Annotated in this window: 19 protein-coding genes; 7 read left to right on the forward strand and 12 right to left on the reverse strand. The window is 44.4% G+C overall.

All coding sequences use genetic code 11. The features are described from left to right. Positions 1-18: 18 nt before the first annotated feature. Positions 19-612, reverse strand: a complete 594-nt coding sequence (locus EEX84_RS07920) for a flavin reductase family protein (protein WP_123165075.1) — start codon at positions 610-612, stop codon at positions 19-21. Between the two features lie 41 nt (positions 613-653). Further along, the gene (locus EEX84_RS07925) at positions 654-1664 is read right to left on the reverse strand and encodes an EAL domain-containing protein (RefSeq protein ID WP_123165076.1); all 1011 of its coding nucleotides are present in this window, start codon (positions 1662-1664) and stop codon (positions 654-656) included. A gap of 212 nt (positions 1665-1876) precedes the next feature. Between EEX84_RS07925 and EEX84_RS07930 the strand changes: the two genes are divergently transcribed. Both EEX84_RS07930 and EEX84_RS07935 read left to right on the forward strand, forming a co-directional pair. Then, the gene (locus EEX84_RS07930) at positions 1877-2986 is read left to right on the forward strand and encodes an RNA-guided endonuclease TnpB family protein (protein WP_123165077.1); all 1110 of its coding nucleotides are present in this window, start codon (positions 1877-1879) and stop codon (positions 2984-2986) included. Positions 2987-3229: 243 nt separating this feature from the next. Beyond that, entirely contained in the window at positions 3230-3763 is a 534-nt protein-coding gene (locus EEX84_RS07935; protein ID WP_123165078.1) for a dihydrofolate reductase family protein, read from the forward strand. 90 nt (positions 3764-3853) lie between these two features. On the opposite strand, the gene EEX84_RS07940 is transcribed toward EEX84_RS07935, so the two are convergent. The 3 genes from EEX84_RS07940 to EEX84_RS07950 form a co-directional block, all read right to left on the reverse strand. Next, a complete protein-coding gene (locus tag EEX84_RS07940) occupies positions 3854-5125 on the reverse strand; it encodes a glutamate-5-semialdehyde dehydrogenase (protein ID WP_123165079.1) in 1272 nt (423 codons plus the stop codon). After that, entirely contained in the window at positions 5094-6242 is a 1149-nt protein-coding gene (proB, locus tag EEX84_RS07945) for a glutamate 5-kinase (RefSeq protein ID WP_123165080.1), read from the reverse strand. Before proB ends, EEX84_RS07940 begins: the two co-directional genes overlap by 32 nt. Positions 6243-7251: 1009 nt before the next feature. Further along, positions 7252-8688: a carbon starvation CstA family protein gene (locus EEX84_RS07950; RefSeq protein WP_123165081.1), complete on the reverse strand. Its 1437-nt coding sequence runs from the start codon at positions 8686-8688 to the stop codon at positions 7252-7254. A gap of 715 nt (positions 8689-9403) precedes the next feature. Between EEX84_RS07950 and EEX84_RS07955 the strand changes: the two genes are divergently transcribed. The 3 genes from EEX84_RS07955 to EEX84_RS07965 all read left to right on the forward strand — a co-directional run bounded on the left by EEX84_RS07955 (position 9404) and on the right by EEX84_RS07965 (position 12513). Next, entirely contained in the window at positions 9404-10375 is a 972-nt protein-coding gene (locus EEX84_RS07955) for a Bug family tripartite tricarboxylate transporter substrate binding protein (protein ID WP_158599091.1), read from the forward strand. A gap of 98 nt (positions 10376-10473) precedes the next feature. Further along, positions 10474-10956, forward strand: coding sequence for a tripartite tricarboxylate transporter TctB family protein (locus tag EEX84_RS07960; RefSeq protein WP_123165083.1), 483 nt, complete (start codon positions 10474-10476; stop codon positions 10954-10956). A 24-nt stretch (positions 10957-10980) separates the two neighbouring features. After that, entirely contained in the window at positions 10981-12513 is a 1533-nt protein-coding gene (locus tag EEX84_RS07965) for a tripartite tricarboxylate transporter permease (RefSeq protein WP_240033943.1), read from the forward strand. Between the two features lie 153 nt (positions 12514-12666). Here EEX84_RS07965 and EEX84_RS07970 read toward each other — a convergent pair whose 3' ends face one another. From EEX84_RS07970 to EEX84_RS16735, 6 genes are all read right to left on the reverse strand, one after another. Then, positions 12667-13746, reverse strand: coding sequence for a branched-chain amino acid aminotransferase (locus EEX84_RS07970; RefSeq protein WP_123165084.1), 1080 nt, complete (start codon positions 13744-13746; stop codon positions 12667-12669). 150 nt (positions 13747-13896) lie between these two features. Further along, complete coding sequence (locus EEX84_RS07975) at positions 13897-14511, reverse strand: NUDIX hydrolase (protein ID WP_123165085.1); 615 nt, start codon at positions 14509-14511, stop codon at positions 13897-13899. A 116-nt stretch (positions 14512-14627) separates the two neighbouring features. Further along, the gene (locus EEX84_RS07980; RefSeq protein WP_158599092.1) at positions 14628-15191 is read right to left on the reverse strand and encodes a class I SAM-dependent methyltransferase; all 564 of its coding nucleotides are present in this window, start codon (positions 15189-15191) and stop codon (positions 14628-14630) included. Positions 15192-15590: 399 nt separating this feature from the next. Further along, complete coding sequence (locus EEX84_RS07985; RefSeq protein ID WP_240033944.1) at positions 15591-17852, reverse strand: EAL domain-containing protein; 2262 nt, start codon at positions 17850-17852, stop codon at positions 15591-15593. Between the two features lie 284 nt (positions 17853-18136). Next, positions 18137-19099 carry a bile acid:sodium symporter family protein gene (locus tag EEX84_RS07990; protein ID WP_123165087.1) on the reverse strand — a complete coding sequence of 321 codons (963 nt, stop codon included), beginning with the start codon at positions 19097-19099 and terminating at the stop codon, positions 18137-18139. Positions 19100-19249: 150 nt separating this feature from the next. Next, the gene (locus EEX84_RS16735) at positions 19250-19378 is read right to left on the reverse strand and encodes a hypothetical protein (RefSeq protein ID WP_275669730.1); all 129 of its coding nucleotides are present in this window, start codon (positions 19376-19378) and stop codon (positions 19250-19252) included. A gap of 57 nt (positions 19379-19435) precedes the next feature. On the opposite strand from EEX84_RS16735, the gene EEX84_RS07995 reads away from it, so the two are divergent. After that, on the forward strand, positions 19436-20350 hold the full coding sequence (locus EEX84_RS07995; protein ID WP_123165088.1) for a DL-endopeptidase inhibitor IseA family protein: 915 nt from the start codon (positions 19436-19438) through the stop codon (positions 20348-20350). Between the two features lie 65 nt (positions 20351-20415). On the opposite strand, the gene EEX84_RS08000 is transcribed toward EEX84_RS07995, so the two are convergent. Next, positions 20416-23574: a DEAD/DEAH box helicase gene (locus EEX84_RS08000; RefSeq protein WP_123165089.1), complete on the reverse strand. Its 3159-nt coding sequence runs from the start codon at positions 23572-23574 to the stop codon at positions 20416-20418. A 67-nt stretch (positions 23575-23641) separates the two neighbouring features. Between EEX84_RS08000 and pgeF the strand changes: the two genes are divergently transcribed. Further along, entirely contained in the window at positions 23642-24406 is a 765-nt protein-coding gene (pgeF, locus tag EEX84_RS08005; RefSeq protein ID WP_123165090.1) for a peptidoglycan editing factor PgeF, read from the forward strand. Positions 24407-24449: the final 43 nt, after the last annotated feature.

The following is a 24449-nucleotide window of genomic DNA, read 5'->3' on the forward strand; positions in this document are numbered from 1 at the left end:
AAAGGGGTTCTTCAATTTCTATTGAGGTCTTTTCAACGAAAAAATCTCACCTAGCTTAGCGTAATTCGTGCCTGCCAGCCGGCTCACCGGCTTTAATGCTTCTGCACTAATCCGTCCCTCCTGATAGATGGCTTCATCAATATGGAAACGAACGATTCTGCCGATGATCAAATCGGTTTCCCCCAGCTCCACCAGTTGCTCCAGCACACATTCAAAACGGACTTTCGATTGTTTGACAGCTGGAATGGAAACCGCCTCGCTGTCAATCAACGTAAAATCGGTCAAGTCGATTTCACTTTGGTCAGCAGGCAGCGAAGCAGCGGTTTTATTAACTTCAACCACGTTTTCCTCATCCACGATGTGCACAACGAATTCCTTTTTTTCCCGGATATTGCGGGCTGTGTCTTTCGATTTCCTGCTTTTCCGCTGTACTGAAACTGTCAGCAGAGGCGGTTTGGAAGAAATGGCGTTGAAATAACTGAATGGTGCCGCATTGACCGTGCCATCCTCTGCTACGCTGGTGATAAAAGCGATGGGTCGCGGAATGACAGAACCAATCAACAATTTATAATTTTCCCGATCTGATTGTTCGTTTGGATCAAAAGATAACATAGCGCTCTCCCCTTTCTCGTGAATCATTTACTCCCTTAATGCTAAACGCGCTTTGTCCATTGCCCTTCTTCTATCGGAGAGGCTGCTGGTTTGCCGAAATAATAGCCTTGAAATAATTGATAGCCCTGCTGTTTTAACCATTCGAAATCCTGCCGTGTCTCGATTCCTTCAGCCAGAGGGATTGATCCGACTTCCAACGCTTTTCGCAAGAATTTCAATGCGGTCTGTTGTTTGGCAGTGTCTCCTGCCACCCCGTGGACGAATTGCATGTCCAGCTTCATATATTGCGGCTTCAAATCGGCCAGCATTTCAATCGTACTGTACCCTTCTCCGACATCATCCAACGCATATTGGAACCCTTTTTTCTTGTAAAAAGCGAGGATTTTCCTCAAGTGCTCCAAATCATCCACTTTTTCTGTTTCAACCACTTCAAAAACCAGCTGTTCCGGATCCATTCCTAATTGCTGTGCAAGATCTGTAGTGGAGCGCAGGCAAAATTCGGGGGAATAAATCGAAGTAGGAATAAAGTTTATAAAAGCTTTGGCTCCTTTTAACACCGCTGCATGTTTGACAGCTGTCATTCGGCAAATCCGGTCAAGGGCATACAGACGTCCCCGGCTTTTTGCTGCTGAAAAAATCTCGTTCGGATAAATTGTCGAGCCATCTTCCCGGTGAAAGCGTGACAGCAATTCATAGGCAAAAATCTCTTCAGATGCATTGACGATCGGCTGATAATGACATGTCAGCAGCTCTTTTGCCATTACTTCGTCAATCCAGCCCATCGTAAAAACACCCTCAATACTGGATAACGGCTTCCAGTCCTGCTGACTAAGCCGGAAAGAAATCCGTTCTTCTTTCAAGTGATGGAGACAAAAATCCCACAGTTCTTTTGCCCCGTCCTCTCCTACCAACAGATGGCCGGCTTTCTCCTCCACCGGCAGCCCTCTTCTTTTCAAATGATTGAATACTTCTGGAGAGAACGAACTGCCTGCCACCCCTTCCATTTTGAATTCAAATCTCAATTGCGTTACTGAACAATTGTTGCAGTCCATCTTTTCATCCCCCCTCTTTTCGTTTCTTTAGCTTACCGCAAGTAACGAACAGTTTTCCAACTTTAACGTTTCCCGCAAGAAGTCTCCCTCTTCAAGCGCGCAACGGGCGAAGCCCAGCGGTAAGGGGGAGATGAATTTCGGTTGGCGCAGCCAAAATGGTTTTTTGTTCTCTTTCTGGATATAATCAAAGGAAGAAAGCGAGGTGATTTGATATGGCAAACAAAGCGTATAAGTTCCGTCTGTACCCGACGAAAGAACAGGAACAGCTGCTGCTAAAAACGTTCGGCTGTGTTCGTTTTGTCTATAACAAAATGCTCGCGGAACGCAAGGAAATCTATGAGCAATTCAAAGACGACAAGGGATTGCTGAAACAACAGAAACTTCCGACACCCGCCAAATACAAACAAGAATTCGCGTGGCTGAAAGAAGTGGATAGTTTAGCGCTGGCAAATGCACAGCTGAACCTGCAAAAAGCATACACCAACTTCTTCGCAGGACGGGCAAAGTTTCCAAAGTTCAAGAGCCGAAAAGCGAAGCAATCCTATACGACGAATCGGGTGAACGGCAATATACAGCTTTTGGAGAGCCACATCAAATTGCCGAAACTCGGGCTCGTCAGACTGAAACAGCATCGGGAAGTTCCTTCACATCACATGATTAAGTCTTGTACCATTTCTCGTTCTGCCACAGGGAAATACTATATCTCTATCCTGACTGAATATGAGCATGAACCGAAACTGAAAGAAATCAATGAGATTATCGGACTTGACTTTGCGATGGATGGTCTGTATGTCGAAAGTGAACAGGGTGAGAAAGCCAATCATCCCCGTTTCTATCGGCAGACACAGCAGAAGCTGGCAAAGGAGCAAAACATTCTTTCACGCAAAACGAAAGGTTCTGCCCGCTACGAGAAACAGCGGATCAAAGTCGCCCGCCTGCACGAACACGTGGCGAACCAGCGGAAGGACTTTCTGCACAAAACAGCCAGACGATTGGTGACACGCTATGATTGTGTCGTCATCGAAGATTTGAATATGAAAAGCATGTCCCAGGCGCTCCAGTTTGGCAAAAGTGTGGCCGATAATGGATGGGGGATGTTTACGGCTTTCCTCCAATACAAATTGTTCGAGCAGGGGAAGAAACTGATCAAAATCAGCAAGTGGTTCCCTTCGACAAAGACCTGTTCGAGTTGTGGTCATAGAAGAGACATGCCCTTGTCGGAACGCACCTTCTCTTGTGCGTGTGGATTTGTTTCCGACAGGGACTGGAACGCCGCCATCAACATCAAGAACGAAGGCCGCTTGCTGTTGGGGTTATCCTGAAAACAAGAACTCGTGGAACACGAGGGATAGCTCGGTCCGTTTTCGTCAGCTGGTAAAAGTGGCGAGAAGTCGAGAAGCCCCCACTTCAAAATCTGAAAGATTTAAGTGGTGGGTAGTTCACTATATAATGCCTGTATAAATTTCAGAATTTACCCGAAACCAAAGATAATTCTCTGCAAAAAGGGAATATATAATATAACTGAGCTGCACCATTACTTGATGCCACAGCAAAGGAGAATGAGCATGGGAAAAATTCGTGTAGCGATGTATGTCACGCTCGATGGAGTCATGGAAGACCCGTCCTGGACTGCCCCGTATTGGAACGATGAAATTGCGAAATTCCAGCTTGACCTTCTGTTCGCAAGCGATGCCCTCCTGCTTGGCCGGATCACCTACGAAGAATTTGCAGCCGCCTGGCCTTCTGCCACCGATGAGGAGGGATTTGCCGACAAAATGAACAGCATCCCGAAATACGTAGTCACGGCAACTTTGAAAGAGGCAGAGTGGAATGCACAATTCATCAAAGGCAATATCACAGAAGAAATTGAAAAACTGAAAGCGACTGACCAGAATCTTTTGGTCTATGGCAGTGGAGAATTGATTGAGGCATTGATGGAAGAAAAATTGATTGACGAGTTTCATCTGATGGTCTTTCCAATCGTGGTGGGCAGCGGAAAACAGCTGTTCAAAGAAGGCATCGAACAGACAGAGCTGGAACTGGCAGAAAGCAGTACGACAGAGACTGGCGTCGTGATTTCGAGTTATGTGCCTGAATAGTTCTGCCGACACTTTCAAAAGGCGCCGTTTAGCAAGGAAAGTCAAAAAAACCAGAAGCAGTCTACCGCTTCTGGTTTTTTCATCTGGCTGTTATTTTGTTTGGCCATTGCCTTTAATGATGTATTTCGTTGAAGTCAAAGCTGGCAAGCCCATCGGTCCCCGAGCATGCAATTTTTGCGTGCTGATGCCGATTTCAGCGCCGAAGCCGAACTCGAATCCATCTGTAAAGCGTGTAGACGCATTATGGTACACGGCCGCTGCATCGATTTCCATAATGAATTTCTCGACGTTTTCATTTGTCGCAGAAATAATGGCTTCTGAATGCTTGGTGCCGTATTGGTTAATGTGCGCAATAGCTTCATCCACGGACTCCACTACTTTCACAGCGATTTCCAGACCCAGGTATTCTTTCGCCCAGTCTTCTTCACCGGCAGGGAATACATTGTCGTGGAATTTTTGAGTTTCTTCGTCTCCATGAAGCTGCACGCCTTTTTCCTGCAATGCATTAAGCAATTCAGGCATATGGGCAGCTGCCCACTCTTTATGGACAAGAACAGACTCACACGAATTGCAGACAGATGGGCGCTGTGTCTTGGCATTAATGACAATGCTGACCGCCATTTCCACATCAGCTGTTTCGTCAATGTATACATGGCAATTCCCTGCGCCTGTTTCCAGCACAGGTACCGTAGCGTTCGCTACAACCGTCTGAATCAGTTTCGCACCGCCGCGTGGAATCAATACATCCAGGTAATCATTCAGTTTAAACATTTCTGAAGCCGTTTCACGGCTGGTATCTTCAATCAACTGCACAGCTTCGATCGGCAAATCACTTTTTTTCAAGGCATTGTGGATGACTTGAACAAGCGCTTTGTTCGAGTGAATGGCTGTTGAACTGCCGCGCAATACGACCGCATTTCCTGTTTTCAGGCACAGACTTGACGCATCAACCGTAACGTTTGGTCTTGCTTCATAAATCATTCCGACGACTCCAAGAGGGACACGGATTTTGGTCATACCCAATTCATTCGGCTGTTGCCATTTCTCCAGTACCTCGCCTACCGGGTCCTCAAGTTCAGTTACTTGGATTAAGGCATTTGCCATGTCTTTCAAACGGTTTTCATCCAAAGAAAGGCGATCAAGCAGCGAATCGTTCATGCCGTTGCTTTTGCCGCTCGTTAAGTCTTTGGCGTTTTCAGACAGGATAAACTCCTGTTCCTCGATTAACTGGGCTGATATCAGTCGCAAAGCCTCGTTTTTCTGTGCTGTCGTCATTTTGGCCATGACCGAAGCTGCTGATTTTGCCTGTTCTGCTTTATTGATCAGTTCATTATACGGTGCTGCTTGTACTGATTGGCTCATTTAAATGGCTCCTCTCGCTTTGGCTTATCCATTGGTCACGATGAATGACCACCTGATGGCAACTATTCGCTCTTGACATTGCCTCTTTGCTTGGTAAGCCTTTGATTTTCAATAATTCTTCAGAAGAAAAATTCACTTGCCCTTTGCCGATGATTTTTCCAGCTGTGTTAAGGACTTCGACTACGTCATTGTCTTTGAAATGACCGATGATTTTTGTTACTCCCACCGGCAGCAAACTTCTGCCATGCTTCAATATCGCATCTTCAGCACCTTGGTCCACTTCGATTTTCCCTTTTGGAATCGAGTGCAGAGCCAGCCATTGCTTGGAATTTTTCACAGAAGCTTGTGTTGACATGCCGATATAGGTTCCATCGCCTTTTCCTTCAAGAATGTCGACCAGTTTTTCATCACCTGTTCCGGATCCGATGAATACCTGGACACCGAGATCGAGCGCTGTTCGTGCCGCTTCCACCTTGGACTTCATGCCGCCTGTTCCGACTTTGGAACCTGCACCGGAAGTGGCGTCCACCAGTTCATCGTGAATTTCAGGAAGGAAATTGTATTTTTTTGCATCGGGGTTTGTCATTGGGTTTTGGCCGTAAATGCCGTTGATGTCTGTCAAAATCATCAGGAAATCCGCATGCACGAGTCCGCTGATCAAAGCAGATAACATATCATTGTCACCGAAAGTCATGCCTTTTACCGAAATGGAATCATTTTCATTGATGATTGGAAGTACATTTCTTCTCAGCAGCTCTGTTATCGTCGCTTTTGCATTGTTGTACATGTCCTGTTCTAAAATATTCTGTCTCGTCAGCAACAATTGGGCTGCGACAAGATCGTGCCGTTTGCATTCATCGGTGTAGGCCTGCATCAATAATCCCTGACCCACTGCCGCAGAGGCCTGTTTACCTACCATGGTGACTGGACGTGTTGGATAACCAAGGTCGGTAAAGCCGGCTGCAACTGCTCCAGAGGAAATTAAAATAACTTCATGCCCAAGATTTTTCAAACGCGCAATGGCATCCACATGCTCCCGCAATTTTTCAATATCAAGCCCACCATTTACATTCGTCAAAGAGCTGCTTCCTATTTTAACGACGATTCTTTTCTTCACGTACGATTCACCACCTGTTTAATGTCAGCACACCACCGCTTTTTGCAAAACGTCGGTTGCTGCGTGTAACTGCAAGCTTCGAATAAGTATTATTATGCACTCATACGAATTTTTAGTCAATATGATTAATGACTGATTTCACTATTTTTTCATACTAAAACCGCCTATTTCGAAAACAAATAAGCTTATGCACAATACTATTCAACTGACTTTTCGTATATTTATGCAATTCGTTGCTAAAATTTTAAACTTCCTCCCTTGGTCGCTTACTGAACTTTCATTCTTTGCCCGCTACTATACTGGTCATCATTCATTGAATTTATACTGGGTTTCCGGAAAGATCATCTTCGTTACTAGCAAAAGTCATTGGCGAGTAGATGGGAAACTCTGGATGGTATGATGCCGGAGATAGTAGAACCAGATAAGGGGAAGTGAAAAACCCTCTTGATCTGCTGAGCAGAAATGAAGACGAACAATCACTGATAATAAGGATTTTCTCAAAAAAATATTATCCAGTGACTTCCTTCTCCATTATTCAACCAATGTATTGTTGAGTCGGTCGGTTGATGTTTCACGGGTGAATGATCACTACAAGAATGAAACATGCGATGGGTCCAGTATGAAAGAAAACGGGAAGGAAAGCAAATTGATACAGCGGAAAACGGCCATTTTCAGCTGAATTAAAGCGCTTTCAAAAAAGTTTTTTCTGTTTGCCAGAAACGGCCAGGAAGCCTATAACGATGGGACCGAGAGCCGGTGAAAAGCCTCACTAAAGGAGAGGGATATAAAAAAATAAAAAATTTTTTAGGAAAACGCTTTAAAGCTGAATAATTTTATGCGATTTTACTATAGGCTTATAATAATTTAAGATTTTTCTGAACCTTCGCAAGACGGAAAGGCTCTTATGTTTCTTTTCGCTCGAATTCCGTTTTTTACATTTTCTCCACCTTTATTCCTTATATTCAAAAATCCCCGGCAAAGATGCCGGGGATTTTATGTTCATTATTTCTTAAACAGCAGTAAAATCAGACGCTGCCTGTTTTTGGTGGCGATATTTCAAGATTTGAGTTGCATACCATACAACCACTGCCACCGTAATGCAGGAGCCGATAATGGCAGAAATCTGATAGTCCATATTCAAACCTTCCGGTGCATAGAAGATATACATCGAAACGACGCCTGTCATGAAGGTGGCAGGTACTCCACTGATCCAGTGAAACTTATAGTTTTTCAGCAGATACATCGTTGCCGTCCATAACATGACAGTAGCTACCACCTGATTGGTCCAACCCACATATCTCCATAGAAAGGTATAATCGATTGTCGCCATGTAGAAAGTCGGAATGGCCAGCGGAACCGTGATGAGCAAAATCTTCACTTTGCCGTCCATGTTGAAAAACTTTGAAAATAAGTCGGTGACAATCATCCGGGAAGAGCGCAGTGCCGTGTCTCCTGTTGTAATCGGTAAAATGATTACACCAAATATCGCCAGAACCCCTCCCATTGTACCTAACAACGATGTGGAGATTTCATTGACCACGCCGGAAGGTCCTCCTGCGGCCAATGCTTCCTGCAAACCGTATGTGCCATTGAAAAAGGTCATCCCGGCAGCCGCCCAGATCAACGCGATGACACCTTCGATGACCATTGCTCCGTAAAAAATTCTGCGTCCATCCGTTTCCTTTTTCATCGTGCGGGCAATAATCGGGCTTTGCGTGCAATGGAATCCTGAGATTGCTCCGCATGAAATGGTGACCATCAACAACGGCCAAATCGGAAGCTCGCCCGGATGCAGATTACTGAAGGTCAGATTGGGCATCGGCTTTCCTGAAAGTATCAATGCGGCCGCAACAGCCACCGCCATGAACAATAATATGCCACCAAGGAAAGGATAGATGCGGCCGATGACACGGTTGACCGGCAGCACTGTTGCCAGGATATAATAAGCGAATATGATTACTAAGGCCGTTATGAAGCTGACCGGTGAAATTTGGGAAATCAATTGAGCGGGTCCTGCTGTAAAAGCGGCAGCCACCAATAACATCAAAACAAGTGACAGGCCGTTGATAAAGACTTTAATATGTTTTCCTAAATAACGGCCGACAAGCGAGGGAAATTGAGCACCTCCATGGCGCATCGACATCATGCCGGAAAAGTAATCGTGAACACCTCCCGCAAAAATACAGCCAATGACAATCCAGATAAACGCGACAGGGCCATATAACGCCCCTGCCACCGCTCCATAAATTGGACCGAGCCCGGCAATGTTCAGCAATTGAATCAGATTTCCTTTCCACCAGCTCATCGGTACGAAATCAATATCATCCTTCTGAGCATATGCCGGAGTCGGTGTTTGATCATCGACTGCAAATACACGTTCAATGAATTTCGAATAAAAGATATAACCTAAAATCAGCAAAACCAACGCCGCGAAAAATGTTACCATCTGCTTCTTCCTCCTGATGTCTTTGTTGTAAAGTATTCAAATGATAACATTATTTCACTGAAAAGAAAGAAATTTTTAAAAAACAGCAGCTTTTTTCTGCATTTTCCCCGTCGAAACCAGAAAACAAAAATCCCTTGCGAGAGTAAGAAGAAATGTAAGCGCCTCCATGATGTTTCTGCAAAAAAACCATCTCTTGGTGAAGGAAGAAGACAAGCTTCTTATTATTATTTTATTATCATGTCTTTTCTCCTTGATTTTTGCTTTTGAAAAGCCATCAAGACGACAGCTCCATTTTTCCTGATAGAGCTGTATTCTGCTTTCATGCTCTTCTTCTTGTCAACCATGCTTTTCCTCAGCTGATTTCTTCACTTAATAAAAACACTGATTTAAAATCGATTTTTTTGGCTTTTCACACGGTTGACAAACGGTTGTCCACTGTTCTAACCCTTCTTTTTTCTAAGTTTTGTAATTTCGACTCGATTTTCAGACAAAAAGGAAACGAATTTTCTAAAAACTTCATCTATTAGTAATGAATTTTGACTTTTTAGTTATTGACTGAAAGAATTATTGAGTTTATAATTACAAAATGATTTAGATAATTATATTTATTTCAATAATTTCAGGTGTATCCATGGCCGCGTTTTGGATAAGTTGTCGAGTATTCCGGAATTCCGTTACGGCGGGGCGGTAATTACAACAGGAAAGGAAGATGAAAATGAAGAAAAAATCATTTAAAACGGCACTGATGATGGGCGCCTTGTCTCTATCTGCACTGGGACTGGCTGCATGTGGCGGCGAGGAAGAAACAGCAGAGGATTACCCAACCAGAGAGATTGAGATGGTCATTCCTTGGTCTCCAGGCGGGGGAAGCGATATTGAAGGGCGAATTGTCACTGAGCACACACAGGAAAATCTGGATGAGAATTTTGTCGTGATTAACCTTCCGGGAGTCGGCGGCACAGTCGGGCTGGAAGAATTGGCGGAAGATGAGCCGAACGGTTACCGTTTAGGCCAAATCCATGAAGGTCTTCTTGTAGCACACCACACAGATATAACAGAGATTAACTACGACTCCTTCGAGCCGATTGCTTCAATGTCTTCATCTGATCAGATACTGGCGGTTTCCAGCAATCTTGGGGTCGATACACTGGAAGAATTCGTTGAATATGGACAAAACGAAGAAATCCGTTTCGGCGGAACAGTGTCAGGGATTCCACGCGTATGGGTGGAACAGCTGGGACAGGAATTGGACATCAACTACAATCTCGTTGGATATGAAGGATTATCCGAAGCGATACAGGCACTGGCAGGCGGACACATTGATGCAGCCATCGTTGACTACTCTTCTGCCGGGGACTTTGTTGAAGCCGGCCATATGAAGTTCATCGCAGTGGGTACACAGGAGCGAGTTGATGCCATGCCGGATGTACCGACTTTCACGGAAAATGGTTACGACATTTCCATGAGTATCAATAGAGGGTATGTAGCACCTGCTGGCACCGATCCTGCGATCATTGAGACACTGGCAGCTGCTTTTGAAGAAACCGCCAACGACCAAGCTTACATTGATGCCATCAACAACGTCGGTTCTTCAGTTAACTTTATGGGGCCTGAGGAATACAGAGAATATCTCGATTCTCAAAACGAAATTATTGCAGAAATTGCTGCAGGTCTCGAAGAGGAATAACTTTCAGTATTATCTCTGGTGCAAAGAGGTCGGCGACGGCCTCTTTTTCGTGTTAAACCTGGTTCCGGCAGCATAAAAAGCAAATTAGGAGGAGAACAATGGCAGAATTGCTTATCGGACTCGCGCTGATTTTATTGAGCGCAGTTATATACTTTCAATCTGGAACTTTCCCCGTGGGAGACGCCACCCAGCTGAACCCAGGCTCTTTTCCAAAAGTGATCGCTTTAGCATTGGCCATTTTGTCCATCATTTTGGTCATAGTAAAGATCAAAGAATTAGTAAGCAAAAGAGCAGAAGCAACTGAAATAAACAGAAAAGAATATATGAAAGAATTGATGATTGAGTATCGTTTGGTATTTATCACCTTTTTCAGCTTACTGCTTTATGTCTTCCTCATGCAATTTATCGGATTTATCATTACGACTATCTGTTTCATTATTGGAATAGGTTTACTGGTCGGACCGAAAAAGAAAAAAGATGTACTCATCATTTCAATCACTTCTGTAGTGGTTACGCTCAGTACGTACCTTTTCTTCGAAAACGTGCTGCATGTCAGATTCCCATCAGGGCTATTCTTTTAGCAGCTCAGAAAGGAGGTCATCAAGTTGTTTGATCTGTTTACATTAGGTATTGCCGAAATTTTTCAGCTTAATATATTGCTTATTATTTTCGTGGGAGTCGTTGTCGGCATTTTAGCGGGGCTGATCCCCGGTTTTACAGTGACCATGGCCATCGTTCTTACGTTGCCTTTGACTTTTGGCATGGACCCTGTGGCTGGTGTGGCCGGCATGATCGGTGTATTAGTAGGCGGGATGTCAGGCGGACTGATCAGTGCCGCACTACTCGGTATTCCCGGTACACCGTCATCGGTTGCCACTACCTTCGATGCTTTTCCGATGTCTAAAAAAGGGGAATCCGGAAAAGCACTTTCCTTGGGGGTTTGGGCTTCGTTTCTGAGTTCAATTATCAGCTTCTTCCTATTGGTGTCGATTGCCCCTCAAATTTCCAGGTTCGCTTTGATGCTCGGGCCCTGGGAAATGTTTTCGTTGATCGTCGTGTCGCTGACCATTATTGCCAGTGTCACGGGTGACTCTATCCTTAAAGGGCTGATCGCCGGATTGTTCGGTATTTTAATCGCTACGGTCGGTGCTGACCCCATCACCGGCCTTGCCCGTTTTACGATGGACCTCCAGGCTTTACGGGCCGGAATTCCTTTCCTGGTTGTTTTGATCGGTATGTTCGCTATTTCGCGGCTGTTTGTGTCATTGGAACGGAAAGAAATGATACAAGACGATAAAAGGCGTCAGGAAGACAAACTGAAAGATATCGAATTTAAACTTCGTCCGATGAAAACCTTGAAAAATGTGCTGTCCAAGCCGGGCACGTTGATCGGCTCTTCCGTGATTGGCTCCATTATCGGTGCCATTCCTGGAGCCGGCGGCAGTATCGCCAATATTGTCGCTTATGACCAAGCCAAAAGATGGTCGAAACACTCCGAGAAATTCGGAACGGGCGTGGACGAAGGCGTCATCGCTTCTGAAGCCGGCAACAACTCTACCGTTGGCGGCGACTTGATTCCTACAGTAGCGTTAGGGATACCCGGTTCAGCTGTAACAGCCGTGTTGCTTTCTGCATTGATGGTTCACGGAATCACTCCTGGCCCTTTATTGATCGTCAACGAACCGAATTTGGTCGGAGGCATCTTTTTCGCCTTTTTAGTCGCTTCTTTCTGGATGTTGATCACTCAATTCCTGGGTATGCGTATTTTCATGAAAGTCACGCATGTTCCTGCCCACTTATTGGTTCCAGTTATCCTGGTTCTTTGTGTGGTTGGCACATTTGTCCTCAATAATCGGTTGACTGATTTGTATATCCTGCTCGTCATGGGAGTGATCGGTTACTTGTTCGCCAAGTATGGTTTCTCTTTGGCTCCTGCCATCATCGGTGTCATTCTTGGACCGCTGGCAGAAGTCAACTTACGCAGAGCCATTATGGCAGATCCCGAATGGACTTTGTTTTTCACAAGACCAATTTCGTTGGCATTTTTAGTCCTGGCTGTGCTATCCATTCTGCTTACGGTGTGGCAAAACTACAGAGCCAATTACAGAAAAAAGAAAATTACCCATAGACCTCAGTAGCAACAAAGTAAATCCCCCAAGAGAACAGCAACTGTTCTCTTGGGGGATTTTTTGCATGATCCGCTGATTCATTTGTTCCGTTTGATAGTATGTGTCAATATGCAAAAAGCGCCCGGTTCGTTTCTGCGGACGCTTGCATTTTTCTTACAAATTTCAGTTTACTTCTACTGTCCAGCCAAAAGAATCTTCCACTCTGCCATATTGAACACCGGTAATCGTGTCATAGATTTTCTGGGACAGTTCGCCGATTTCATGGTTATTGACAATCATTTTTTGGCCTTTCCAGTTCAGCTCACCCACTGGTGAAATAACAGCAGCTGTTCCGGTGCCGAATATTTCTTCAACTAATCCGTCCTCATATGCCTGGTATATTTCATCGATGGAGATTTTCCGTTCACTGACCGGCACGTCCCAGGACTTCAATAATTCAATAACGGACATGCGCGTAATGCCTTTCAAAATACTGCCATTCAATGCCGGCGTCACTACTTCGCCGTTGATCTTGAAGAAAATGTTCATGCTGCCGACTTCTTCGATGTATTTCTTTTCGACTCCATCAAGCCATAATACATCCGCATTTCCTGCTTTTTTCGCATTGGCCTGCGCCTGGTAACCAGCAGAATAGTTACCGGCTGTTTTCGCCATTCCGGTTCCCCCTTTTACTGCGCGGGTAAACTGGTCTTCCACGTGAATGATGACAGGCTGGAGGCCACCTGGGAAGTATGAGCCGACCGGCGACAGCAAAATCATGAGTTTATATGTCTGGGAAGGTCCAACTGCCAGATTCGGTTCAGTTGAAATGATGAACGGCCGTATATACAGCGACGTTCCCGGAGTTTGAGGCACCCAATCTTTTTCCAACTCGACCAATTTCGTCAAATATTCCAGCATTTGTTCTTCATCGATTGGCGGGATGCTCAATCGGTCACTCGACAAGTTCAGGCGTTTGAAATTTTCTTCCGGACGGAACAACAATACCCTTCCGTCTTCTGTATGGTATGCTTTCAACCCTTCAAACACCGTCTGGCCATAATGAAAAATCATGGCTGCCGGATCCAGAGAAATCGGTCCATACGGTACAATTTTCGGGCTGTGCCATCCTTTTCCTGTTTCATAATCCATGGTGAAAATATGATCAGTGAAGACCGTTCCGAAAGGTACTTGGTCTCCCACCGGTTTTGGCTTCAAGTCCGAACTTTTTACAACTTCCAATTCATTAGTGGGTGTCTCCATGTTAAAACTCCTTCCAATTTCCTCAAAGAAGAGGGGGATTCATTTTACTAATAATACATGAAAATTCAAAAATTTTAAAGGCGCGGCGCGGAAAAGATGAAGCGAAAAGTTTTTGCTCCGTTCCATTTGATGAAAAAAATAAAAGATCATTCAGCGAATGACCTCAATAAAATGGGACAGTATTTTGGCAGTGAGTCCCCATATGACTTTGTCTTCATAAATATAAAAATACTCATCAACTTTCCGGGTACGCCAATTGTAATTTTCGCCACCGACAATCAAATCGTATGGAAAGCTTTCTTCCGGCTGGACTTCGAAGTTGATGCGGTACACCCGGGGCTCTTCTTCCAGAAAAAAATTGAGCGGGACAGTAAAAATGCTGTCCACTTCCGGAGGGTTGGGCACAAATTCCACATCAGAATCTATAAACCCCGCAAAGGAATAAACCATCATACCAAAAGGCGATACGATGTAATCCAATGGAAACACAGATGAGATATTTTCTCTGCGGATTCCCAGTTCTTCAATCGTCTCCCGCAAGGCGGTGTCTTCTTCCGTCTTGTCTTCCGGGTCGATTCTGCCACCGGGAAAACAAATTTCTCCTGGTTGTTTTCGCAATTCGTAAGAACGAACTTCAAAAAGCACGTGAACTCCGTCCTCTTTTTCAATCAACGGCAAAAGAACAGCGTACTTTGAAAAATTTTCGTTTCCCAGTATTTCAGGCGTTCTTTTTTTTCCTTTGTCTATTATCGATTTGGAATCCATCTGTTTGCAGCGCACCTCCTTTTTATCCTCTTGTTCTTCACAAAATAGCTGTTGTTTATATTATAACCTTTTCCGGCTTTTTTTCCTGTGTCAGCTTTCTAACAGTGCGTGATTCATCACTTAATCGCTTCGTATACACGCATAGGGGGGAAATTCCGTAGAAAATAATTGTCTTTTACGACTGAAAAATATTTTTCCAAGTACAGTTTCAAATGCTCGTCTTTTTGAAAAAAGGTTTGATAAGGAAGGAATTTCCCCCAAGGTTTTAATACTTCACTTGTCTTTCTGATAATATCATCCCGATCTGAAGCATCCAATAAGGAAAATGGAATCCCTGAGATGACATAATCGGCAGGTCCTGCTTGATGAAAGTCCAGAATTTGCTCCACATTTCCCGCGTGATCATGATGAACAAGCAAGCGTTCATCTTTCGTATTCTTTTTCAGATAATCAGCAAAATTTTTATTTAATTCGATGGCGATGATTTTAGAATCCACAGTAATCCGTTCAAGCAGGTAATTTGTAAAAACACCGGTAGCCGGACCGTATTCAATAATGGTCACCGGATTGCTCAAATCCATTCTGCTGCATATTTCCTCCACCCCTTTTTTTGAAGTGGGCGTGATGGAAGCAATGTTTCGGTCTTTGATAAGGTTTTTGACATATTCTCTTGTGCTCATATGCATTTCTCCTATTCTCTAGTGAACTGATTTTTTGCCCGTAAATTCGAACTGCTTGTCTGCTCTTGCAGAGATATCAGAACAGCATTAACTTAAAAGAAAGCCGTCAGCCAGTAACTCTTTGACGGCGTAGTTCCCAAGGTGGATATATTGAGAAAGGATATTTTCTTTGATCACGTTATGTAGGTAAACAGGTACTCCGAGGAGCTCCGCAGCAATGAAATGGAATGGAATGTATAGAATCTTTTTTCTCCTCATAAATCAGTGGTGTGTAATCTATACCCTTCAGTGGGGTGTTTTAATCAAAAAAACCGCCTGAACCTAAGTGTACCTTAAGTCCAGCCGGCTGTCGTTTATGAGTTTCGGAGTTTTACTGTTGTGTATTTGTCTGCGGAATCTTTATACTTTTTCCAGCTTCATATTGTTCACCTTCAATATATTTTCAAAGTCTTCTGGAGCCACGGCCCGCGAAAACAGAAACCCTTGTCCAATATTGCAATTGCTGTGAATCAATGCTTCCATTTGCTGCTCACTCTCGATTCCCTCAGCTACAACCGTAAGATTCAAATTGACTCCTAAATCGATTATTGTTTTCACCATGGCCTGCTGATTTGTGCTTCCGATGCCATCAATAAAGGATTTATCAATTTTTATCGTATCGATCGGCAGTTCCTGAAGAATGTTCAGCGAAGAATAACCAGTGCCGAAATCATCGATGGATGTCTTAATGCCCATCGCCCTCAGGCTTTCCAGTATCTTTACGCTTTCCCGTATATTTTGCATAATACTTTCCGTAATTTCCAGCTCCAGAAATTGTGGCTCGAGTCCTGATTCTTCCAGCGCTTCTTTGACGGTCAACAAAAAGTCATCTTGCTGAAACTGCAGAACAGAGACGTTCACTGACACACATAAAGGAGAAAATCCATTTTCCTGCCAGGCTTTGTTTTGCTTGCACGCTTCTTTTAACACCCATTCCCCTATCGAAACAATTTGGCCTGTTTCTTCAGCAATCGGAATGAATTCTCCGGGAGTTATCCACCCCAATTCAGGATGCTCCCAACGCAGCAATGCTTCCATGCCGATAAACCGTTTGGTTGGCAAATCCACTTTCGGCTGGTAATGGAGAATAAATTGTTCACTTTCAATCGCTTTTCTCAATTCATTTTCGATTTTCAATTTTCTCGTCATGATGCTATTCAGCTCACTGTTGTAGAAGCTGAAATTATTCTTGCCATTTTCTTTTGCGGTATACATGGCAGCGTCTGCGTTTTTCAGTAAGTCTTCGCTGTTTACGCCGTGATCCGGATAAATGCTTATGCCAATACTTGGTGTTACGTTAATTTCGTAATCACCCACTGAGAAAGGTTCCTGAAAGTTTTTTAACAAATGTTCAGCTGTAACTGAACACTCCCTTTCTGTCGTGTCAGAGATAATGATGACAAATTCATCTCCCCCCAAGCGGAACAAAGAAGCTTCTTCTCCTAAAGCTTGCCGTAACCGGTCTGCGGTTTTGATTAGGATCTGGTCTCCCACAAGATGGCCGAGAGTATCATTCACCACTTTAAAGCGGTCTAAATCTATTAATAACAATGCCATTTTATCAGTTTTGTGCTTTTTCAAACTGTTTTCCACTGTTTCAGTAAAGCTGGCCCGGTTATTCAATCCTGTAAGAGGATCATGATATGCCAGATGCCGGTACTCCTTTACCAACTTGTTGTTTCGATTGATCACCAGAAGCTGACGTCCCAGAACCATAAAAAAAATGATCAACAAGGCCGAACTCAGCCAATTGAAATTCCATCTGTAACTGTAAATCACCAAAGCGAGAAGAACCATTATACTCGAGTAAGGGAAGATAAATTCCCTTTCTTCAAAAGGATTTTTCACTACAAGAGTTATTTCTTTTTTTGTTTTCTGTGCATGATATCCCGCGAATCCAATGAACAACAAAGCCACCAGCCAAATTAAATCGACAAAGCCACCGAGCTGGTAACTTCCATAAACCGATAAATACGTATAAAGCGAATCACCAATGATTTGAAGGAAGAAACCAAAAATCACAAACAGCAACAATTCTTTTTCTTCATTGTAAACAACGAGATAATATAAAATCGTAGAAACAAAGATGATACTTAAATCAGCTATTGGAAAGGCTGCCGTAATCAAGCTGACAAGCCATGAACCTTCCGAATGTTCCAGGATGGGCCGGATCAGGTAATGGATGCTGATGGCTACAGCAGTAACCATGAAGACGATAATATTGAACAGGTAAGTGTAATGTGAAAAAGAAGTGCTCAATTGTTTGGTTATGTAGAACAAAGCCACCAAAAAGAATAAGAAAGCCGCCAACCAGGTTACATATGAAGAATCAGGAGTTACAGTGGTTTGGTCAAAAAATAAAGAATACAGCCAGATTACATTTGAACTGAGGTGGAACAATACGCCTATGCTCAGCAACAGCCAAAATTTCCGCTCGCTGTCTTTGATTTTCCGATAGGCTTGATACAGCCAAAAAAAACAAAGTGCCCCTGCAATTACCTGCAGAGCATTGACTCCGATCAAATGCAGCCACTCATTGTTTCTGAACGCTATGCCCCATCCAACAAAAGCGACTATACTCATGATCAAAACAGTTGTAGGAATACGCCCTATTCTCGACATTTTTTCTCTCCTTTTCAAACAGCGATTTTTCAAACTATGAATGCAAAAACTCTTAAATAGAGTTTCTTTGGTTTCTCACAAGTATTCCAAGCATGTATTTAGTCTTTTCTCCTATTGTTAACTTTTTACAGTTAATTTATTATATCTTTTATACTCTATTTTGAATAGCTCTTTTTACTCACAAAAATAAAACAGGAAGTGAAAATCCCACTCCCTGCTTAGAAACGTTATTCACTTCTCTTGTTCACTAAACAACTTTTCTTTACAGCAATTGCCTCCGAACGTCAAACAGTGTTTTTTAACCATCCTGCCTTAACTGGTTGAATTGCTGATTTGCTGAAATGATTGGCAATTAATGCACCCAGCGATAAATTGAAGATCATATTGAAAATCGGTGCAACCGTCCCGAGTTCCCCGATAAAACGAAAAGCCAATATTGCCGCAAGAGCCGTGTTGCATAAACCAACCTGGAACAAAGCGGCACGGGCATCTTCTTCTCCCAGATTCAATGCTCGAGCTATGAGGTAAGCGGCCGCCATCGGGAAAACGACTTGTACGAGTGTTGCCGCTGCAATCAGCGGAATGGAATTCATTTCCGAAGCAATGGCGGCTTTTCCGCTTCCCACAAGCGTATGGACAATCAGCAGCAACGCCAACGAAGATCCAAGCTTTGTCACCGATTTTGAGTAAATTTTCAGTTTTGGAAGGCTCCGCTGAATCCACAAACCGATACCCATCGGCACTACCACAATCAGGACAAATGATAACAGCAGATCGAAAAAGGAAATTGCCACTTGTTCATTCGACAGACCCAGCATGGCCAGCGGTGTGACGATCGGACTGATCGCCACGTCCAGTAAAGAGGCTGCCACCACCAAAGAGGCGTTGCCTCCCGCAAGGAACGTATAGACAGTGGCAGCCGTCGCGCTCGGCACAGTTCCCGCCAATATGAGGCCAGCCGCAATTTCCGGTTTTGATGAAAAGAACAGATGGGCCAAACCGATGGATACAAATACCGTAAGCGTCCATTTCAAGGCCGTTACCAGCACCAATTCCCGTTTCTTGTTCCGTATTTCTTTAAAAGCTTCGATGTTCATCGACAGCCCCGCAAAAAAGATGACAACTCCCAATAGCATACTTGGAACCCAGGAAGATACCTGCCAATACACCGGCGAAAAGTATGTACCTACAGCTACCAATAAAATTAAAATCGGCAATTTTTCAGAAACGAATTTGATCAAAGACATTCTGCTTTATTTCCTCCCAGCTTCGTGCGTTACTTCATCAATATTTGGCACACATGAGTTTTCATCTATTATACAGGGGTTGTTTGAAAAATTCTGTTTTTTTAATAAATTCGTTTACAGCGTGAAACATTTTCACTGTTGGTCCGTTTATTATGGTGTAGTCATTTCCACTGCAAAAGAGGTGATGAAGAAGACATCAAAAGCGCCTTCACTGCTTTTCCAGTCATTTTTGTCCACTGCTGAAATCTGTGTCACTTCGCTTTTTTTTGCTTGTATCATGACGAAATCAGTCCAAGGCCGGCAGCTTCTATACTAAAATGTGGAGGAATCAACGTGATGAAGAACAAAATGATGATTACAGCTATGTCAGCCATTTTACTTGCAAGCGGGTCTATGCAAAGCGGAGCAGCTTTTGCCCATGAAGCTCCAGTCATTACGCAAACGGCAGCCGCTCACCATTTCATCTCAAAAGACCAGGTCATAGCGGCGAGCAGTAAGTGGGTCCAAAAAATGTCTTATGTTCAAATGGGTGGTTTTTATGAAGAAGGCGAATACAAAACCTTCACTCATAAAGGCCAAACGTATCGCTATCTGTCGAAAGATATCGATACCCGAAGAGAATTGCTTCGCTACCTGACCGAAAGCGTAACAGCTGACTATGCTGAACAATTCATCAAAGAAATGGGCATTATTCAATATAGAGGCAAACTGGCCCAACTGGAAGCAGATGGCGGCTCTTTGCTGCAGTGGGAACAAGCCGAAGTCGTCCACCTGAAGACAGCCGGTAATAGGCATACATATAAGTTGATTGTGCCAATTGGAGAAACAACAGAAAAATCTGTTTACCATGTCCACCTGAAGAGAGTGTCGCAAAACTCCTGGAAAATTGACCAACTCGAGTACCAAAAAGATGTAACAGCCGACATTCCGGGGAATATCAATCCAGCTTTTGTGTTTTTCCATTATCTGCTGACTGATTCATCTGTAAGCCAGGAGCAATTGGCCCATAAAGATGTCTTGGATGTCCGCTCCTTTAAAAAAGGCATTGAAAAAGTGGAAATCAAATCAATGGAAAACAAAGGTTGGGTGGGCGACAAAGTGGAGTATGCCGTTACATTTCATGCCGACCTGGCAAGAAACTACAAAGGCTCTCTGAAAAAAGGCGAGAACAGGCTGTATTTCCTGATTGAACACACTGGACATATGGAATTCAAAATCGTCAGTGTCAAAAACACCTCCCACAGCAAGTAAAAACAAAAGCCAGGGAACGGTTGTCACGTTCCCCGGCTTTTTAAATGGCCCGAAATTACTCTACATTACGTCATGAGAATTTCCCGGATATCTTCTTCTGTCATCGCACGCAACGGCTCCTGACCTGATTGGATCACTTCATCGACCAGGTTTTTCTTTTTCAACTGCAATTGGGTGATTTTCTCTTCAATCGTCCCTTTGGCCACCATCCGGATCACCTGCACTTCTTTTTCCTGCCCCATCCGATGCGCACGATCTGCAGCCTGCTGTTCGACTGCCGGATTCCACCAAAGATCATAAAGAATCACGGTATCGGCGCCTGTCAGATTCAAACCGGTACCGCCTGCCTTTAAAGAAATCAAAAACAGATTCCCTTCCCCTTCGTTGAAACGGCTACACAGCTCAACCCGTTCGCTGGGAGGCGTTTGACCATCCAAATAAAAATATGGAACGCCACTTTTCGCCAATTGCCGACCGATAAGACCCAGCATTTGCGTAAACTGCGAAAATACCAGCACCCGTCGTCCGGCAAGACGTGCTTCCTCCAACATCTCCATCAATTGATCGTATTTAGCAGAGCCGCCGGTATAACCTTCCACAAACAACGCCGGATGACAGCATAATTGCCGAAGCCGTGTCAGGCCGGCCAATATTTGAATGCGGTGTTTTTGGAAACTGTCTTTGTTCAAATGCTTCAACGCATCATGCTTCAGCTCCGCCAAATAAGCGGCGTACAATTTCTTCTGTTCACCCTGGAGTTCGGACAGCTGGACCGTCTCGACTTTCTCCGGCAATTCTTTTAAGACTTCCTGTTTCACGCGGCGCAGGATAAACGGCCGTACCCGTTTTGCCACCTTTTCCCGTGCCATTTCACTGAACGCCCGCCGGTTTGGCAGCAGTTCCGGGAATACGACATGGAAAATCGACCATAATTCATCCAACGAGTTTTCAATCGGTGTTCCGGTCAAAGCAAACCGGTAGTCGGCCTGAATCGTCTTGACCGCCTTCGCCGTTTGTGTAACCGGGTTTTTGAACGCCTGTGCTTCGTCCAGGAACAAAGTATGAAATTGTTTTTTACGGTATAAAGCCCTGTCCATACGTAAGGAAGGATACGATGTGATAAGAACGTCCATTTTTTCACTTTCTTTTATGGTTAACGCTCTTTTTGCTTTGTTTCCATCGATAATGGCTGCCCGGATCGATGGGGCAAACTTTTTCAGTTCGTTCAGCCAGTTATACGTCAGTGAAGAAGGTGCCACTACCAGCACCGGCAATTGCCGGTTGCGGATATCCGGCAGGACCGATAGGATAAACGCGATGCTCTGCAGTGTTTTGCCGAGCCCCATATCGTCCGCCAGAATGCCGCCGAACCTGTATTTGGCCAGCAGTTTGAACCAGCTGAAACCGCTTTTTTGGTAATTGCGGAGCACATTTCTTAAACGATCCGGTATTTCCATATCCGCCGCTTCCGGCTCACTCAGCTGTTTCATCAGCTGAGTAAAGGTTTTTCCCGGGTCCACCAGTTTGTCCTGCTCCAAAGTTTCCACCATCCGCATTCCTTCGATCAACGGAACTCGTATCTCCTGTTCGTTGAAAGGAGCGTCCTGGACGTCCAGATCGACCAAGAAATCATGAAGGTTTCTGAATTCAGCTGTTTCCAAAGACAGTAATGTACCGTTTGGAATCCGGTAATACTTCCGCTTTTCCTTGAGTGCCAGCAACATTTGTTGGATCTCCGATTCCGGAATTCCTTGAAGGTCGAAACGGAATTCCAGCCAATCTGTCCGTTCACTAACCTCAACTTTGATTTTCGGGCCAGCATACGCTTTTTGCACACGCAATTTCACTGCTGTCGTGGCATAGACTTGCAGCAGTTCCTCCAGCTTCGGAATGGTGTGATACAAAAAATCGTATTCCGCTTCTTCGTCCTGCATATAAAAGCCGCCGTCTGTTTGTGTAAACGCATTGTTTTTCATCAGTTTCATGATTTCCTGTTCCTGATCACGCTGCCGCCGAATACCGGGAAAATGACGAAATTCGTCTTCCGGTTCTTCGCATGGATTGATGACCAGCTGTCCGTAATGGAACTCCACTCCAGCCAGCAGCCGGTGTTTGATGCGGTCCAAAAACAGTTTTGCGTGAAGCGGTGTTGCCACCATTCGTTCAGTGATAACGTCTGCAATTTCCACTTTTCCGAGCTGTTCCAAACCTGGCACCACAGCCTCCATAAAGTGCTCCAATTGTTCAGGCGAAATGAACAGCTGCTCTTCTGTTCCTTCCATCAGCTCTTTCAATTGCACCAGTCGGTTGATGTTGTCTGCTGTCAGGCGGATGACAGTTCCGTTATAAAAAGCGGTTTCATAGGCGGCTGCTACCAAAAGCTGGTCCAACCCCTCTACGTCAAGCCGGTAGCCGCCTGACTTATCTTTGTCAAAATGAAAAGACAAAGCCAACTCTTCCGTTACGTAAAGATCTTCAACCACCTGGCCTTCCTGCACCACTCTGACAAAAGGAGCTTTTTGCAATAATGGCAAAAACCGCTCCCAATCAGAAGGCGTCAGCAACAATGTATTTTCTGAACGGGTTGTTTCGGTGACTGCATGACGGCTTTTCAACAGGAACTGGATGGCTTCTTCCGTTTCTTTATCGAAACTATGGATGTCGGGTGAATACAGAAAGCCGGATGGGCTTTCATACATCTCTCCCTGCTCCACTTTTGAAAGGAACGTCCCCAAGTCCTCAATTTCATGGAATTGATCAAGACCGATTTTCAATTGAAGCCCTATAACAGGCTCCTTTCTTCCGAAAAAAGATGGAATGCAGCTGAATTCCACCCGCACAGCCTCCCTGTTTTCAAAGTAAGACCGTCTGCCTCTTCGTTGCGGTGTTTGCGGAGCAAACAGCTCCATCATTTTTTCTGATAACGGCTGTTCCTTCAGCTCCATGTCAGCAATTTCCCACATGACTGCTGCAATATGGTGGCAGTAAGTCGATACAAACCCGACCGGCGGGCAACTGCAGGAAGCGTCTATTTTCCCTCCGGCTGTCTGCTTCACATTGACGCAAAACCCATTTCTGCCCTGCACGGTCGCCTTCATGGTTAAATCATCCTCTGAATCCGGCTCGAGTCTGACTTTGCCGGCCAAGTGATAGCTCCTGCCTTTTTTTGAAGCGGCGGTTCCGCAGTATTTTTTTATTGTTCGTTCAGTTATTGAAAAATTCATGACCTGGTCCTTCCTGCTGTCCTATACATCATTTGCTCCTTATTATATAGTAAAACAGGGTGATAGCATGAAAATAAACAGTTACAGCAATAACGAGAAATTCATTTATGGACTGACCATGAAAGACGACACGGAACTTGAAAACAACAATATGGCGCTCCACGCTTCCGACAACTTGGAAGATGTATTGGAAAACCGAAGAAAACTGGCCGTTTTTCTGCAAAGCGGACTGGGGGATTTTGTTTGTGCCCACCAAACGCACAGCGCGAATTTTTACAAAGTGACGCTTGAAGATAAAGGCAAAGGATCCAAACATATGGACGATGCCATTGCAGACACAGACGCCCTTTATACGTACGAACCAAACTTGGTCTTATGCAGTTTTACTGCTGATTGCGTGCCGGTCATGTTTTATGATGAAGTGCAGGGACTGACCGGTGTCATCCATTCCGGCTGGCAAGGGACCGTCAAAGAAATTTCGTTAAAGCTTTTCGAACACCTGCAACAGGAAGAAAATTGTGCTCCTGAAAATCTGCATGTCCAGATCGGTGCCGCGTTGAGTCAGGAGAAATTTGAAGTCGATGAGGATGTCTACCTCAAATTCAGAGATCTCGGCTACGCCGATGATTTTATGTATTACAACGGACAAACGCGCAAATACCATATTGATAACCAGCAAACCGTCAAGAAGCAATGCGAATTGGCTGGTATTCCAGCCGGCAACATCTCGATTGACCGGACATGCACCTACATGAGTCCCGACGGATTTTCTTACCGGCAGGATAAAAAAAGCGGTCGGCATTTGGCTTTTATTACGAAGAGGCATGATTAACGCCTGTGACTCTGATAACAGATTTCGATGACACAGAATCATT

It is taken from the genome of Planococcus salinus (genome assembly GCF_003719725.1).
Taxonomy (GTDB): Bacteria; Bacillota; Bacilli; order Bacillales_A; family Planococcaceae; genus Planococcus; species Planococcus salinus.

Excerpts from the sequence above, each read along its gene's own strand:
- EEX84_RS07920 (WP_123165075.1), bottom strand. The coding sequence starts at position 612 with ATGTTATCTTTTGATCCAAACGAACAATCAGATCGGGAAAATTATAAA.
- EEX84_RS07925 (WP_123165076.1), bottom strand. The coding sequence starts at position 1,664 with ATGGACTGCAACAATTGTTCAGTAACGCAATTGAGATTTGAATTCAAA.
- EEX84_RS07930 (WP_123165077.1), top strand. The coding sequence starts at position 1,877 with ATGGCAAACAAAGCGTATAAGTTCCGTCTGTACCCGACGAAAGAACAG.
- EEX84_RS07935 (WP_123165078.1), top strand. The coding sequence starts at position 3,230 with ATGGGAAAAATTCGTGTAGCGATGTATGTCACGCTCGATGGAGTCATG.
- EEX84_RS07940 (WP_123165079.1), bottom strand. The coding sequence starts at position 5,125 with ATGAGCCAATCAGTACAAGCAGCACCGTATAATGAACTGATCAATAAA.
- EEX84_RS07950 (WP_123165081.1), bottom strand. The coding sequence starts at position 8,688 with ATGGTAACATTTTTCGCGGCGTTGGTTTTGCTGATTTTAGGTTATATC.
- EEX84_RS07955 (WP_158599091.1), top strand. The coding sequence starts at position 9,404 with ATGAAGAAAAAATCATTTAAAACGGCACTGATGATGGGCGCCTTGTCT.
- EEX84_RS07960 (WP_123165083.1), top strand. The coding sequence starts at position 10,474 with ATGGCAGAATTGCTTATCGGACTCGCGCTGATTTTATTGAGCGCAGTT.
- EEX84_RS07970 (WP_123165084.1), bottom strand. The coding sequence starts at position 13,746 with ATGGAGACACCCACTAATGAATTGGAAGTTGTAAAAAGTTCGGACTTG.
- EEX84_RS07975 (WP_123165085.1), bottom strand. The coding sequence starts at position 14,511 with ATGGATTCCAAATCGATAATAGACAAAGGAAAAAAAAGAACGCCTGAA.
- EEX84_RS07980 (WP_158599092.1), bottom strand. The coding sequence starts at position 15,191 with ATGAGCACAAGAGAATATGTCAAAAACCTTATCAAAGACCGAAACATT.
- EEX84_RS07985 (WP_240033944.1), bottom strand. The coding sequence starts at position 17,852 with ATGTCGAGAATAGGGCGTATTCCTACAACTGTTTTGATCATGAGTATA.
- EEX84_RS07990 (WP_123165087.1), bottom strand. The coding sequence starts at position 19,099 with ATGTCTTTGATCAAATTCGTTTCTGAAAAATTGCCGATTTTAATTTTA.
- EEX84_RS16735 (WP_275669730.1), bottom strand. The coding sequence starts at position 19,378 with ATGATACAAGCAAAAAAAAGCGAAGTGACACAGATTTCAGCAGTGGAC.
- EEX84_RS07995 (WP_123165088.1), top strand. The coding sequence starts at position 19,436 with ATGAAGAACAAAATGATGATTACAGCTATGTCAGCCATTTTACTTGCA.
- EEX84_RS08000 (WP_123165089.1), bottom strand. The coding sequence starts at position 23,574 with ATGAATTTTTCAATAACTGAACGAACAATAAAAAAATACTGCGGAACC.
- pgeF (WP_123165090.1), top strand. The coding sequence starts at position 23,642 with ATGAAAATAAACAGTTACAGCAATAACGAGAAATTCATTTATGGACTG.